General features: G+C 47.3%; 12 protein-coding genes. 6 read left to right on the forward strand and 6 right to left on the reverse strand.

The annotated features are described in order from the left end of the window. Positions 1 to 19 precede the first annotated feature (19 nt). From ACYU87_RS02310 to ACYU87_RS02325, 4 genes are all read right to left on the reverse strand, one after another. Positions 20 to 847, reverse strand: a complete 828-nt coding sequence (locus ACYU87_RS02310) for a glycosyltransferase family 2 protein (protein ID WP_461132407.1) — start codon at positions 845 to 847, stop codon at positions 20 to 22. A gap of 294 nt (positions 848 to 1,141) precedes the next feature. Then, positions 1,142 to 2,152 carry a class I SAM-dependent methyltransferase gene (locus tag ACYU87_RS02315; RefSeq protein WP_461132408.1) on the reverse strand — a complete coding sequence of 337 codons (1,011 nt, stop codon included), beginning with the start codon at positions 2,150 to 2,152 and terminating at the stop codon, positions 1,142 to 1,144. Then, positions 2,127 to 3,440, reverse strand: a complete 1,314-nt coding sequence (locus ACYU87_RS02320; RefSeq protein ID WP_461132409.1) for an oligosaccharide flippase family protein — start codon at positions 3,438 to 3,440, stop codon at positions 2,127 to 2,129. The genes ACYU87_RS02315 and ACYU87_RS02320 overlap by 26 nt, the downstream gene beginning before the upstream one ends. 35 nt (positions 3,441 to 3,475) lie before the next feature. After that, positions 3,476 to 4,150: a sugar transferase gene (locus ACYU87_RS02325; RefSeq protein ID WP_461132410.1), complete on the reverse strand. Its 675-nt coding sequence runs from the start codon at positions 4,148 to 4,150 to the stop codon at positions 3,476 to 3,478. Positions 4,151 to 4,863: 713 nt separating this feature from the next. On the opposite strand from ACYU87_RS02325, the gene ACYU87_RS02330 reads away from it, so the two are divergent. From ACYU87_RS02330 to ACYU87_RS02340, 3 genes are read left to right on the forward strand one after another with little or no spacing between them, the layout of a single operon-like run. Then, positions 4,864 to 5,952, forward strand: a complete 1,089-nt coding sequence (locus ACYU87_RS02330; RefSeq protein WP_461132411.1) for a hypothetical protein — start codon at positions 4,864 to 4,866, stop codon at positions 5,950 to 5,952. Continuing rightward, the gene (locus ACYU87_RS02335; RefSeq protein ID WP_461132412.1) at positions 5,942 to 7,474 is read left to right on the forward strand and encodes an MBOAT family O-acyltransferase; all 1,533 of its coding nucleotides are present in this window, start codon (positions 5,942 to 5,944) and stop codon (positions 7,472 to 7,474) included. The genes ACYU87_RS02330 and ACYU87_RS02335 overlap by 11 nt, the downstream gene beginning before the upstream one ends. A 48-nt stretch (positions 7,475 to 7,522) precedes the next feature. Further along, positions 7,523 to 8,626 (forward strand): acyltransferase family protein, encoded by a 1,104-nt coding sequence (locus ACYU87_RS02340; RefSeq protein ID WP_461132413.1) that lies wholly within the window; start codon positions 7,523 to 7,525, stop codon positions 8,624 to 8,626. Positions 8,627 to 8,659: 33 nt separating this feature from the next. Here the strand turns inward: ACYU87_RS02340 and ACYU87_RS02345 are convergent, their stop codons facing one another. Next, positions 8,660 to 9,421: a hypothetical protein gene (locus ACYU87_RS02345; protein WP_461132414.1), complete on the reverse strand. Its 762-nt coding sequence runs from the start codon at positions 9,419 to 9,421 to the stop codon at positions 8,660 to 8,662. 223 nt (positions 9,422 to 9,644) lie between these two features. On the opposite strand from ACYU87_RS02345, the gene ACYU87_RS02350 reads away from it, so the two are divergent. Together ACYU87_RS02350 and ACYU87_RS02355 are read left to right on the forward strand one after the other, a co-directional pair. Continuing rightward, the gene (locus tag ACYU87_RS02350; protein WP_461132415.1) at positions 9,645 to 10,634 is read left to right on the forward strand and encodes a helix-hairpin-helix domain-containing protein; all 990 of its coding nucleotides are present in this window, start codon (positions 9,645 to 9,647) and stop codon (positions 10,632 to 10,634) included. A gap of 77 nt (positions 10,635 to 10,711) precedes the next feature. After that, a complete protein-coding gene (locus tag ACYU87_RS02355) occupies positions 10,712 to 11,542 on the forward strand; it encodes a polysaccharide deacetylase family protein (protein WP_461132416.1) in 831 nt (276 codons plus the stop codon). 72 nt (positions 11,543 to 11,614) lie between these two features. Here ACYU87_RS02355 and rlmD read toward each other — a convergent pair whose 3' ends face one another. Next, positions 11,615 to 13,060, reverse strand: a complete 1,446-nt coding sequence (gene rlmD / locus ACYU87_RS02360) for a 23S rRNA (uracil(1939)-C(5))-methyltransferase RlmD (protein WP_461132417.1) — start codon at positions 13,058 to 13,060, stop codon at positions 11,615 to 11,617. Between the two features lie 67 nt (positions 13,061 to 13,127). Between rlmD and ACYU87_RS02365 the strand changes: the two genes are divergently transcribed. Continuing rightward, positions 13,128 to 15,386 (forward strand): gliding motility-associated C-terminal domain-containing protein, encoded by a 2,259-nt coding sequence (locus tag ACYU87_RS02365; protein WP_461132418.1) that lies wholly within the window; start codon positions 13,128 to 13,130, stop codon positions 15,384 to 15,386. Positions 15,387 to 15,410: the final 24 nt, after the last annotated feature.

The following is a 15,410-nucleotide window of genomic DNA, read 5'->3' on the forward strand; positions in this document are numbered from 1 at the left end:
AGCAGTAAAAAGAGAGCCATTATAAACATATATTTTTCTTATCTTTTTTAAAAAAAATGTTTGTAATCCATGCATAAGCTACAGTAATTTTTATACTAACCTTCCAATATTCTACGTAAGGAGCGCATTTATGTTTGTTATAATAATAGCGGAGCGACGACTCTAGCAATTGACCTTTGTCACTAAACTTCTTCCCAATGGAAGAGGATATTGTATGAATAATGTATCTATCCTTGATAATTAATGCATTATTGTTATTTCTTAAACGATAATAATAATCTGTCTCTTCACAGTAAAGAAAGAAGTTTTCATCAAACAAGCCATTCTTCTCTATGATATTACGTCCAAATATCATAAATGCACCAACTATATACACATACCTCTGATTATACCATTGAAACTTATTTAATAACCTATGCACCTTGAGCAATTCAGTGAATAAGCTTTTAAACTGAGGGTACAAGTCAAAGGTAACAGTTCGTCCATTTACATTTTTCTGTATAATAGAACCATAATTATTTTGATTAAAGCTCTTCCTTATCGACTTCATTACTTCGGACGTAAAGACAATATCGGCATTAGAAAGAATAAGAATATCGCAATCGCCAAAATGACTCAATCCATAATTACATGCGTAGGCATATCCATTGTTTGGTATGTAGGCTATTTGAAAATTTACTTCGCTATCTATATGTTCTTCTAGATCGTCAATCCGATTATTTTTCGAAGTTTCCACAATTAGAAATTTTACGCCTGTAGGCGAATTATATTTCATAAATGAGTTAAAAAAGAAAAGTAAATCTTCATAACTATTATGCGACACGATCGTAATTCCTATAGTCTTCATACCAAGCCGGATAGCCGTTTACATACATCTCTAATAAGTTACTATACCTGTCAGTTCAGCTTTTTTCGATTCTTACCTATTACATATTTTTCGCTTCCATGAACTGAGCAAAAATGACGCTAATCAACAACTATACACTAATGTAAACTTATTATTTATAAAAAAGAAATAAAATAACTTTTTGAAGAAATTTTTATTACCACCATAGGCATTTAAACCTGGATTACGTACATTTTCCCTCTGCAACATTAGCCAATTCGGCTTGATAGTCATGTAGCCAGTCGTTCTGGTACCTTATAACTCATTCGATAGAATCACACACATAGTCTGTCGGCGATGCCAATTCTCTTTACTTGCTTTTAGCCCAATCCACAACCAGCTAAAAGTCCGCATCAGGTTCAACTTCATTAGCAATTGAGAAATTATTTCTTTTTTAGTCTTAGGTTTTTGGTTTAAAATTTCGCCTGTACTACTTAATATAGGATCCCGTTTATGTTCTGTGTAACGGGAAAACTTGGTTCTATCTAGATGATCTCTATTAAAATGTGAAAAATCAACAAATCGACACGTTAGTTTTAGCTGAGCGGCTATTGTTTTTATAGATTTTTCGGAAAACCAATAATAATGTACTGGTGGCAACTCTGTGTCCCACGAAACCTGCGAAGGGTAAGCACTCTTGTTGGGTGTAGTGACAATGATTTTACCACCTGGACTGAGCAATTTTGATAATGCTCTGATAAAATCAACAGGAGCCGTTACATGTTCTATTACCTCAGTCAATAATATAATGTCAAATCGCTCCTTCCCTTCTCTAACTATCTCGTGTATGTCTACGCATTTGTAGTAATCCCCATATTTCTGTTTGGCCTTGCCGATCGCTTTTTCTGAAATATCTACCCCCTTAATATTGAAACCATTTTCATGTAACGCGTACGACAGGTAACCCAGCCCGCAACCAACCTCAATTAACTTCATCTCTTTGGTGATAATCTTTTTCTTTATGCAGTCTGCTATTGCCCAATACATATCTTCTGTATTAGCCAGGTAATTCAGGGGATTGTTTTCTTCTAAAACCTTATCAGCATAGGTGTAGTATCGATCATATCCCGGAACCTGACTACCATGACTGTAGATTAAATCATAGATTAGATCCGTTTCTGCACCGGTATCATTTTTTATGAAAGATGTATCACATTGTTCACAATGTAGCACATCGTAATACGTACGCTCTTGGTAACCCTGTATAGTTTTAGAAACTTTTGCAGGCTCAAGGCATATATTACATACTGACTGCGCTTGTATCATATGGAATTTTATGTTTTTGTTTAGCAAAAATATACAGACCTGTAGCAACCAACGCTTCAGTTATGACTATAGAGAGAATTGTACCGGTTACTAAAAAATAGTACGTCATTATACAGTTCAGCAGCACCCCTGCACTTGCTACCAGTATAAGTATCTTTCTTACCGCCTTGGTATGACCGTATGCCAAAAGACATATGTAGGGTACCAAATTAAAAGAAACAGAGAATGGTAGTATAGCGCTAATTCTTATTAGATTCTCGACGTATACATTATCTATCTTCAAAAAATAAGTCGTGATTTTTTCTGCCTGGAAATATACTAGCACACTTAGTACAGCACTGATTCCAATGAATGGCTTGGCGAATTTCCAAACGAAATGCTCTATTTCGTCAAACCCATCACCCAGCAGAGCACAGGCTTTAGGATAAACCACTTGAGTAAATACGGCAATGGGTTGCTTGCTAATTACAATCACTTTCTCGACAACACTATAGTAGCCAACCATTGTGGAATCAGCGAAAAACCCTATTAGTAGAACATTAATTCCACCAAAGTATAAGTTTACTGATATAGTAGCGATAAAAATATCCCAGCTGTCTTTTAACGCCTGCACGATGTTTTGCCATGTAGTCTGCTTAAATTTTACTCCATATCTTTTATGTAAAATAATAATTAGTACGAACGCGCTTAAAAGTATCGATAGACCTAGAAAAAAATTAACCAGTATATAATCCTGCTTTCTCATTATAAAATAAAGGACGGAGGATACATAAGCTAATTTTGATACCGCGTTCACGGTTGAGGCTACGAACAAACTTTCTATGCCCTGGAAAACCCAGAAAGGCAACATCGTTTGACCTAATATGTATACCGCACTTAGACCATATAAGCGTACATTAATTTCATGACTTTTATTAAACAGGGTACTCAAATACAAACCAGCAAATAAAATAGCGATCCCAAAAACTAAGAGCACTAGTTTGGCTAGCATTGTATTGGTATAGATCGATGACATTTTTCTGGGGTCATCTCTGTGAATTGACACTTGCCTTGTTGCCGTTAAATTAAATCCATACTCCGTAAAAACAGTGAACACTGACATCACACCAAATGCGTAAGCGATTTCACCAAAATTACTCAGACCAACTGTCTTTATTAGATGGGGGGTTACTAGTATAGGTACTGAAAAATTGACAAGCTGAAAAGCACCTGTCAGGCAAAAATTCTTAATCACGGTATTGCCAGTGATCGTCTTAGCGTATGATTTTATTGTTTGTAAACTTTTCATTTAACCGACACGCCTTTAAGGATTTTAAGCACCGATCAGAAAATCGAAACCCCTTGTAGCATTGATTTTATCGTTAACCAGCACAGCATCAGGTCAAAAGCTAGTGACTGCCGTTTTATATAATGGAGATCGTAGCGCAGCCGATGCTTCATCTTGATCAACTTATCCGTTTCCCCACGCGCTCCACGTACTTGGGCCAACCCAGTAATACCTGGTCGTATTGCGTACCGATGAGCGTAATTAGTCAGGTCAAACCAGTACTGGTTATCGTCCTGGGTGGCATGGGGCCGGGGGCCAACCACACTCATATCACCAATCAGTACATTCAGAAACTGAGGCATTTCGTCAAGGTTCGTTCGACGCAGGAGACCTCCCAGCGGGGTAATTCGGGGATCATTTATTGTTGCCTGGCTGAAAACCGGATTTTTCTGGTGGTACATGGTACGAAGCTTGAAACAGCGAAAAACGCGGCCATTTCGCCCGGTTCGAGACTGTATAAACAGGGCTGGCCCCGGCGATGTAGCCCGAATGAGCAGAGCCAGTACCGGTATCAGCCAAATCAGAATCGATACCGTAACCAGTAGCGAAACACTAACATCGAAGATGCGCTTACCATACTGCGTATACGTTGTTTGATCAATCTGGAGATGATCCCATTTGGTAGAGTTAGTCTCTATTCTTGAATACAGAAAAGAATCTACTGAGAGCATGGAAACTGTATGTTAAGGTGAGATTATACGATCAAGAAATCGTGGGCTTATACGCACTGCCGCTCATTACGTAGCAATGCCCTGTGCTGACTTATAATTATTCTATACACAACTGACGGGTCAACCGCACTCACTTCGCTTGCGTTGTTGGGATGCGCCTTATATCGATTCAGGGGAGGGGTTGGTGCAGCTTGCGTCAGCTTGTACCGAACCGTTTTCGCGTTACGGGAATGACCAATCGTAGTCGGTTAGGGGCGGTTGCCTGTCGTGCTCTTGTAGGCCCTCGGAGGAGTAGATTTAGTAGCATAGTATCTCGTTTTTTAGGTCTATTACTTACGATTAGGTAGGAAACAACTAGTTATCTTTTAATCAATATTAGTATCTATAGTAACTGGTCTGCCCTGTATAGCTGACCGCTGATTTATGGTGTATTTACGAATTTCACATATCTACAGATTTACTTAATTACATATTAGCAAAATAATACTTTACTTAAATGATTAAACAGGTACTTATTCTTTAAAAAGTTCTAATTACCTAAATACGAGTTATACCGTATAACAAATGATTTATCTATACTATATATATATGAATAATAAATAATGCATCTTTAGCCGCTCTTTGATTACTCCATTCTATCAGTCAAAGCCCCTGCAAACCAGGCGTTTTGCCTCTATAGCGGCTTCTATTCACACTTTATTTTCTCCTTGCCAATGCACTTTTTTACGCGTAAAACCTGGCATTGTCTTGTCCTCCTAGGAGCCGTTAGCCTATACATAGGGGCAGCTACGCCTTCCATCGTCCGGAATGCGGTAACCCTTCGTGAACAATTATCCCTGAACAATCCGTTGGCGTCTACCAAGTATCGCTTTGGCGATCTTTATGGCCTGTCTTTTCTACCCGCTTTTCGGCTACCCTACCGGGTTCATTCTCCTCGTTTCCCCCACCCAATACCAGGCCCGACGCATGATTTATGCATTCTGGGCGATTCGTATACGCTGGTCGCTCGACTCAAACCTGAATCATTTCGTAGCATCGACCAAGTCCGCCTGGTTCCGATTGACGATGTACTAGAGAAACCGGAGAACGACTTACCCGAGCCTACCAAGCCTTCTGCGTCTATTCTGGTCATCGAAACAACCGAGCGGTTAGTCCGAGACCGTTTTGGCAGTACCCAGCTCGCAAATTCATCGGTGGCCGTCCGCTCACCCAATCCAATCTCTACAGGGCAACGGATTGGCCAGCTGTGCCTCATTTTTTTTGATAATCTCTTTTCAGGAACGGACATTTCCTTTGGTCTGGAGACGCTCCTGTTTGATTACAACCTGTTAAGACCGCTTAAAGAAGCAAAGGCTACGTTTGTCTACACCTGCTTCGGCCGGATAGCGGAGCGTGTACTGTCGGCTCCCGACGGGCACCGTCTTTACCTGAAAGAAACCATGATGGGAACAACAACCAGCTCGTTTTCTCCGGTTGATTCTACGCAGCTTGGTCAGATCGTATCGGGGCTGAACCGCCTGCACCAGCGCGCCAGACAGCGGGGATACAGCGACGTTTTTCTGTCGATCATACCCAATCCGGTATCCGTTATTGAAACCAATCGCCCTGACTATAATGACCTGATCAGGAAAGTTGAACACCATCCGGGCTTAACGCTGAAGGTTATCAGTCTGTATGAGCCGTTTCGCGCCAACGGACGCTTTTACTACCACCCGTCCGATACACACTGGAACCAGTATGGAATTAATCGGTGGGTATCAGCGATGAATCAGTCCTTTAAAGAGAGTCAGGATGCTTTTTAATTCGCTCCAGTTTCTGCTCTACTTTGTTATCGTTACGCTGGCTTATTATTATCTGGGCTGGAGCGGGCGATGGCGGCTGTTGCTGCTGGCGAGCTGTTACTTCTACATGGTTTTCAAGCCAGCCTATATTCTTATCCTGGGGCTGACCATTGGTATCGATTACCTGGCTGGCCTCTGGCTGGAAAAAACAAGTGGTGCCGCCCGGCGCAGCGTTCTTTTCCTATCCCTGGCGACCAACATCGGCATTCTCGTCTTCTTCAAATACATTGGCTTTTTCACCGACAATGCGGCCACACTGTTCGATCTGGCAGGTCTGCCCGATACAGCCAACGCGGTCACTACCTTTTCCAACAAGGTCTTTGTGGCTGTGCTGAATCTGTTTGGCCAGCATAATAGTCTATCCTTCAAGGATAGTTTGAGCATTCTGCCCATCGGCCTTTCGTTTCATACCTTCCAGGCCATGAGCTATACCATCGAGGTTTACCGTGGCAATCAGCGAGCCGAACGACATTTTGGCATTTATGCGCTTTATGTGATGTTTTATCCGCAACTGGTAGCCGGTCCCATCGAGCGCCCGCAAAACGTTCTCTGGCAGTTTCACGACTACTTCCCCTACAACTTCGAAAACCTGAAGGCGGGCCTGATGCAGATGGCTTTTGGCTTTGTCAAAAAACTCGTCATTGCCGACCGACTGGCGATCGTTGTCAACCCGGCGTACACGCATCCCGAACAGCAAAACGGGCTGACCATGCTGGTGGCTACGTTTTTCTTTACGTTCCAGATTTACTGCGACTTTTCGGGCTACTCGGATATTGCCATCGGGGCAGCCCGGGTCATGGGGTTCAACCTAATGGAGAACTTTAGGGCACCTTATCTGGCTCAGTCGATTTCCGACTTCTGGCGACGCTGGCATATCTCGCTCTCAACCTGGTTTCGGGATTATGTTTATATCCCGCTGGGGGGAAGCCGTAAAGGCGAATTCCGGCAGTACCTCAACCTGCTGATTGTGTTTCTGATCAGTGGCCTCTGGCATGGCCCAAGCTGGACCTACGTGCTCTGGGGCTGCCTGAACGGGCTCTATCAGGTGCTGGCTGTTTTGCGCGAGAAAGCACTAACCCGGCTTCGTTTTTCGGTAACGCCCCCCGGCCTGATTACGCCGTCCGTACCGAATCGGCCAGCGCATTCGTCGGCGTTGCGGGCTATCCTGAATACCCTGCTAACGTTCGTGCTCATCATGCTAACCTGGGTGTTTTTCCGGGCAGCCAGCGTGAGCGACGCTTTTCTTATCCTCCATCGCATGGCTACCCTTTCCTTGCGGGAGCCCATTCGTTCTCCGCTCAATGCTACGGAGATGTGGTTCAGCCTGGTGCTGATTGGCTTACTCCTGCTCAAAGAATACCATTACTTGTCCATTCCAACGCGCCATACTAACCGGTTTTACCTGCTTTTTATAACCTTACTTTTCGTTATTTATTTCTTCGGTATTTTCAGTGCCAATCAGTTTATTTATTTCCAGTTTTGATACCTATTCTTTCGCTATCCGCTTATTCACCCTATTCTGCTCTGCCTGATGGAGTCAACTCTCCCCAAACGTCCTCTCCGGGTGTATACGATTGATTTACTGCGTTTTGTAGCCGCCTTTTCGGTCGTACTTTACCACTACACGTTTCGCGGTTACTATGCCGATAACCTCAGCCCGGTTGCCTATCCCGCCCTCGAATCCGTCTGTAAGTATGGCTATCTGGGCGTGAATTTATTTTTTATGATCAGCGGATATGTCATTCTGATGTCAGCGTACAAAAAGAGTCTCCGGCAATTTTTTGTATCAAGAATCACCCGCCTGTATCCGGCTTACTGGGTTGCTTGTACGCTGACATTTCTGATTGTGTGGTTTTTTGCACCAGCAAAAAACTCGGCCGACTGGTCTTACTATTATAATGTTTCTATACCAAGGTACGTCGTTAATTTAACCATGCTCCAGAGCTTTGTCGGCGCAGCCAATGTAGATGGCGTATACTGGACGTTGGGAGTCGAGCTCAGTTTTTACTTTCTGATTTCGCTGCTTATTTTCTATAAACTTTTTGATTACCTCATGCCCACGCTTGTCGGTTGGCTGGCCATCACCGTAGTCATCGGGCCTGCGTCGACGAGTCATTTGATCGTTTTACTTTTCCCAAAGTACAGTCCATTTTTTATGGCCGGTATGCTCTTTTATTTACTGCATACTCAGTACACGACTCCTTGGAAGCTTTATACCTTATTAGGGATTTCTTTTTTACTCGCTGCCCGTTCGATCATCTACGAAAGCGGGGAATACAGCCAGCATTTCAGGCAGGACTTTTCTCCACTGGTGGGCCTGGCTCTATTGCTTTCCTTTTACGTTGTTTTTTGGCTTATTGCCCGGGGTCGGCTCACCCTTGCTTCCTATACCTGGCTAGCAACGGCCGGTGCCCTGACGTACCCCTTGTATCTGCTTCATCACAATATCGGCTTTATTCTGCTTTATCGACTGGGCGGCTCCCTTAATAGATACCTCCTACTCGTTCTCCTTATCGGGTTCATGCTTTTTGGCGCGTACCTCATCCATGCGCTGGTTGAGAAGCGACTCAGCCAGACCCTGGGGCAACAGTTGGGTAAACGTTTTAACGCGATTGGCCGCGTGAAGCATGTATGATCATGTAGGGAAAGACAGCCCTCCCCTTCATGATTACGGTAATATCAGCACCAGGGGAAGGCTCGCCTTGAGACTGACGTAGCTACGCCCTCTGAATTCGCCACTCCGTCCCCACCAGGTCACATGGTCGCCATTGCTCTGATTTTCGTTCAGCATATTTATTTCGGCGCTGATCATGAGATACTTTGAGCTAACCCCGGCCCGGAGAATCACCCCCGACGATACCCCCAAATCCACCGTCTGAGGTATAGGGTCAGAAATCAGTTCACCTTTTCCCCGGAAGTAGTTACCGATGCCTACCCCCACAAAAGGCACATAGGTTGCCGTGCTGGGCGCGAGGGTATAGTCGAGCATAAGGGCAACCGAATACATGGTCGATGCTTTAACCAGGTTGTACCTGGGCTCAACTGTCTTGTAAGTGGCTCGGTACGTAGATGGCAGAGCCCCTTCCAGACGTAGCCCCACATTTAGATGGGATGACAGGCTATACTGGGGCTCAATGAACAGGACGGGCGCTGTCTTTTGCAGCCAGATACCTCCGTAGGTGTACGTGGCCGCTCCCCCCGCCCCAACCAGGAAAGCCAGTTCCTTTCGCTTACCTACCCTTGCTGGTGCAGTCGGGGGTGTAGTCGCTTTCCTATTAGTGATTGCCGGGTCTGCAACGGACGCAGACGTGTTTTTAGTAGTAAGATCCGGCGCTGTAGCCGAAACCTGATCTGTCTGTTGAGCATACCCTGTCTGATTCGACAAGAAGACTAATGACAGTATACCGATGATGTATATTTTATTTTTCATAATAACTGGTTATTTAATGTTACCATATACGAAAAACACACATTGCCTAGTTTTCATAAATCAACAATTTTTTCATTGTTAGCGAACCAATGGATTAACCATCAGACTCTCTAACCAACTGAGTCTGACGTACTCTCCGTTTCTCAGCAGGATTCAGCCGTGGTAGTCTGGCAAAACATCGACCCCGGACGTTACGTTTGCTCACCCCCGCCGTCTAAGGGGCATGTTCAGCCGCCTTCATACCCTTATTCGCGATTACTTTGGCTATTCTCACAAGGAAACAAGAGGATTTGTCGTCCTGCTTTTTCTGACCGTGCTCTGCCTGCTTATTCCGTTTGTCTATCGTTTTTTTAGCAACAGTACCCCTGTTGACACCTCGGTGGCTGACCAGCGTAAACTGGATAGCCTGGTGGCGCTGATGCAAATGGAAGAAGCTAACCAACCAAGATTTGGCGATCGGCGGGAGCGCGAGAAAACGACGGCCGAACGATTTAGCGAACCCAAACTTGTCAATTTCGACCCGAATACGATCAGTGTAACGGGTTGGCAGCAATTGGGTGTACCGCGCTGGATGGCCGAACGCATTGACAAATACCGCAGCAAAGGAGGTCAGTTTCGCCGGAAAGAGGATCTGCTCAAAATTTATGATTTCCCGCCCGACCTGTACGATCAGCTCGAACCTTACATTACTCTGGCGGAAGCGCCCCGGTCAGCTCCAGTCAAAAACGACCGATATGACGCGACTCAATCATTTGCCAAGCGGACTTACGAAACCAGCAACCGCCCGGCCTACTCTGACAGACCGGCCAAACCCGCTATTCAGCCTTTCGATATCAATACTGCCGACACGGCTCAGTTGATTGCGCTGAAGGGGATTGGCGCTACGCTGGCCGGTCGTATCGTTAAGTTTCGGGATGCACTCGGCGGCTTCATCTCCACTGACCAGTTCCGCGAAATCTATGGTCTCGACTCACTGGCGCTGACCGAGTTGCAGACGTTTGGCAGGATTCGCTCAGCAATACGCAAGATTTCCGTGAATACCGCTTCGGCCGATGAACTGGATCGGCATCCTTTTTTATCGCGCCGGCAGGCACAGATCATCGTGACCTATCGCGAACAACATGGGGCCTATACGTCGCTCGAATCGCTGAAACCCATTCGCGTTCTGGATGCGAAAACGCTTGAGAAGCTGGCTCCGTATCTGGAATTTTGACCTATCTATTGCATTTAGCATGGTAAAATCAGACCCGCAGTTGCTTACGTAAACCAAGCCCTTACCAGCCTAAAGCCATGACCTGTTTCGCACGCTACGCCCCCGCCCTTTTCATGGGTCTGTTTTTCATCTCCGTTCAAAGCTGGGCACAGCCTGTTAGATGGCCCAACGGAGCCAAAGCCGCGATTTGCCTGACCTATGACGATGGCATGAGCAGCCAACTCGAACAGGCCATTCCCGTCCTGAATTCCCTCCGGCTGAAGGGCACCTTTTTTCTCAACTCGGTAGCCGACAACAACGCTGGCGACCAATGGCGACAAGCCGCCAAACAAGGTCATGAACTGGCAAACCACACGCTGTTTCACCCCTGTCTGGCGGCAAAAGGCTGGAAACCGGCGTGGGCATTGGACAATTACACGTTCGACCGAATTCTGAAGGAAGTTCAATCCATGAATACCCAGCTGTATCTGCTGGATGGCAAAAAGACCAGGCGCACATTTGCGTTTCCTTGTGGCGACACAACAGCCGGGGGCCTTTCGTACCTAGACACCCTGCGTCGATCCGGGCTGGTCAGCTATGGTCGTATGGTTGGAGATGACCGTGCCATCGTTACCAATTTTCAGACTCTCGACCTCCTGCAGGTACCTTCGCTGGCGGTGCAACCAGAGCATACTGCTACCGATTTAATTGCCTACGCCGAAAAAGCCGCTCAACAGGGTGGTCTGGGCGTTTATTTATTTCATGGCGTTGGTAGTCAATGGATTGCGGTATCGGCTGCGGAACATAGAAAACTCGCCGAATTTCTGGCCAGCCACCAGCAGACTTACTGGGTGACAACCTTTAACGAAGCCATGGATTACGTGTCGACATGGCAGAAGAGCCACCCCTCATCGGCGGCTACCAAATAGAACGACCTCCGGCGAAGCTTACATGAATCAGCTTCGCCGGAGGTCGTTACGTGCAGCCATGGATTGATTGGCTTAGCGTCTTGTCAAAACCACTACATTCTCGACGTGGTGGGTGTGCGGGAACATGTCAACCGGCTGAACGCCCGTTACCGTATACCCTTCGTCCAGAATACCCAAATCGCGGGCCTGCGTAGCCGTGTTACAACTAACATACACGATTCGCTCAGGAGCTGCCTTTAGCAGTTGCCGCGTTACCGCTTCATCCATACCCGCCCGGGGTGGATCGGTAATCACGACATCAGGGCGGCCATGCTGGGCAAAAAAGTCATCTGTCAGAATGTCTTTCATATCCCCCGCCACAAAGGTTGTGTTGGTTATCCCGTTAACCTCGGCATTAACGCGGGCATCGGCCACCGACGCTTCAACGTACTCGACACCAACCACATGCTTTGCCAGTCGGGCCACGAATAAGGCAATGGTGCCTGTACCGGTGTACAGATCATAGACCCGTTCCTGCCCCGTCAGACCGGCAAATTCGCGGGCAACTTTGTACAGATTATGCGCTTGCTGCGCGTTGGTCTGGTAAAACGACTTCGGCCCAACCCGGAAGGTCAGCGGCCGGTCAGTGCCATCATCCATCTGCTCTTCGATGTACGATTTTCCGGCCCAGTTGATAACTTCCTGGTCCTGATAACTGTCGTTTTTCTTCGTATTCAGGATGTAGTTCAGGGAGGTGATCTGCGGAAACAATACCAGCAGATGATTCATTAACCCGTTGAGCAGTTCGGGGTTGTCCTGAGCCACCTGCAACGTTACCATAACCTGCTGCGTAGTGTCGGCAGTACGGATAATGAGCGTTCGCAGATAACCGGTATGCCATTTCAAATTATACAGCGTCATTCCCTGCTGGTACACGTAATCGGCCACAGCCAGCCGGATCGCGTTGGACGGGTCTGGCTGGAGGTAGCAGTGATGAATCGGCAGAACTTTGTCGAACCGGCCGGGCACGTGGAAACCAACCGCTCGCTGGTCGATCGGCTCATCGGTTCGTACTTCGGTCGAGGTCAGCCAACGGCCTTCGGCGCATGTAAATTCAAGCTTGTTCCGGTAGTACCGGGTGGGATGGGCGGCCATAATGGGCAGAATAGCAGGCAGGGCTATTTTGCCAATACGCGTCAGGTGATCGACCACCTGCTGGTGCTTAAAGTTCAGTTGTTCAGGGTATTGAATATGCTGCCATTTACAACCGCCACAGGTGCCAAAATGCTCACAAAAGGGTTCTGCCCTCAACGACGACCATTCGTGTATGCGCTCGGCAACCGCTTCCCGGTATTGTTTTTTGGAACCGGTTATACGAAGATCGACCACGTCGCCGGGCGCAACACCAGGCCCACCGGTTGGATTTTCAACGAAAATGACGCCTTCGTCGGTACGCACGATGCACTTCCCTTCGGCCGCTACCGTATCTATTCGAACGCCAGCCAACCGTTCGGGTGTTTTATGAATCTTCCTACGCATAAGTCCTAAAAAGATGCTAATTTAAGCAGTCGTTTTCGGACGAACTCTATCTTTTCCATTTCTGCGTATGCCGAAACTGTACCGTTCTTTTTTAGTATCGCTTCTATTAACCTGTTCCCTGTTGGTTACGAGCCAGTTGGCCCGGGCAACGCACATTGTGGGTGGCGAACTCGAACTTCGCTATCTTGGCACACAGAGCGCATACACCCACCGCATTATTCTCAATCTGTATTTTGATAATGTAAATGGCAATCCTGGGGCCGATGATGGACTCGTCTCCGTGGGGGTATTTGCCAAACGCACCAATCAGTTGATTGGCTATGTGGCGCTTAACCGGATTAGTAGTGAGTTTGTCGCCTATACCAGACCCGCCTGTACGAATGCCAGTTTATTGAGTACCCGGCTGATTCGGCATAGTTTGGATCTTACGCTCGATCCGAACGTCTTCAACGACGCTGGTGGTTACTACATGACCTGGGAACGGTGCTGCCGCAATGCGACCATTACCAACATTGAGAATCCGGGCGGGGCCGGGTCAACCTTTTACCTGGAGTTTCCGGCCATCACGGCGGGCCAGACCCGTGTTGTCAACTCCTCCCCCACCTTTACGATCCCTAAAGGTGACTATGCCTGTATCGGGCAACCCTTTACCCTCGATTTCAGCGCCAAAGACGCCGACAACGACAGTTTGGCCTATTCTCTGGTAACGCCCTATAACGGCTTTAGCTCCAGAGACATTCCCAACCCTGGCGCGGGCTCTACATTGGCCAATCCTTATTTTACACCCGGACCTTACCCAACCGTTCGCTGGAGCAATGGCATTTCGGTCACCAATGAAATTCCCGGAACAGCCCCTCTAAGCGTCAATGCCAAATCGGGCTTACTCAGCGTGACACCGAATCAGGCTGGTCTGTTTGTTTTCTCCGTTGAAGTCGTTGAATACCGGGCGGGGAAAGCCATCGGACGCGTCCGGCGCGACTACCAGGTGCTGGTACTCGATTGCCCGAAAAACAATTCACCCAAACTTCTTTTCCGTCCCGACGGTCAGAAGGCCTTTTATAAACCCGGAACGGTGTTGACCATTGCGGAAAAAGACACCAATTGCCTGACGCTGTTTGTAACGGATATTGATCCGAGCCAGCGTGTTACCGTGACAAATATGAGCGGCTCACTGCCCGGCCTGACCCTTGCCCCCGGCGAACTGGTTACGCGAACCAACCACGATACATTACAGGTAAAATTTTGCTTTGGTCGATGCGTTGGCGGTAACGGTACGCCGGTTACGCTGCTGCTTCGTGCCACCGACGACGGGTGTCCACAGGGCTTAAGCGATACCCTGAGCGTTCGCCTGAACATCATTCCTTCCGCCAACAATAAACCACTGGCGGGTACCGATCTATTGAATAACAAAGCCAGCGTCAGTGTCGGCACTTCGCTGACCTTCAATGCCTTTGGTACTGATATTGACAATGATAACGTTACTATTCAGGCCGTTGGTCGCGGCTTTACGCTGGCGCAGGCGGGAATGCGTTTTGGGTCGGCATCGGGGGTCGGTAAGGTTTCGCAGCCGTTCGTCTGGAACCCCACTTGTACCCAGGCAACCCAGGCAGCCTATCTGGTGGATTTCATCGTGACCGACACCCGCTGCAATCGCAACCTCCGCGATACGGTAACGGTGAATCTGGCCGCGGTTGGCTTACCCAGTCAACCGCCGAGTGTTCGAACGACGCTGTCTCAGCAAACCGTTGAGCTGGTCGTTAGCCCCAGTGACTCCGCAGGCCGTACAACGTTCGATGTGCTGGGCAATGACCCGGACCGCGACACACTCCGATTAACCGCCGTTGGGCGAGGATTTGATGTAAAAACAGCCGGTATGGCCTTCACCGACAAAGCTGGTTTACCAACCCTTCAATCGCCCTTTTCCTGGAAACCCACCTGTGCGTTGATGGCGGGAAAAGCCGAAGCTACCTTCGTCGTTGATTTTATGGTCGATGACCGTTCCTGCCAGCCGAATCACCTGGCCGTTACCACAGTTACGTTCACCGTTAAAAACCCGTCGTTTAATGCCGACATCAAAATCCCCAACGTATTTACGCCCAATGGCGACGGCATCAATGACTATTTTGCCGTTAGCAACTTACCAGAGAACACCTGCGATGAGCAGTTTAAAACGATTGACGTAGCGAACCGTTGGGGGCAAACTGTCTTCAAGTCGGCGGACCCGAAGTTTCGCTGGTACGGCACCGATGCCCCTTCCGGCACATATTATTATTTACTCACAACGTCGAAACGAACTTTCAAAGGAACTGTAACCATTATGCGGTAGCCAGTATAAAGAGCGAAAGGGTGA

Source organism: Spirosoma lituiforme (genome assembly GCF_054776635.1).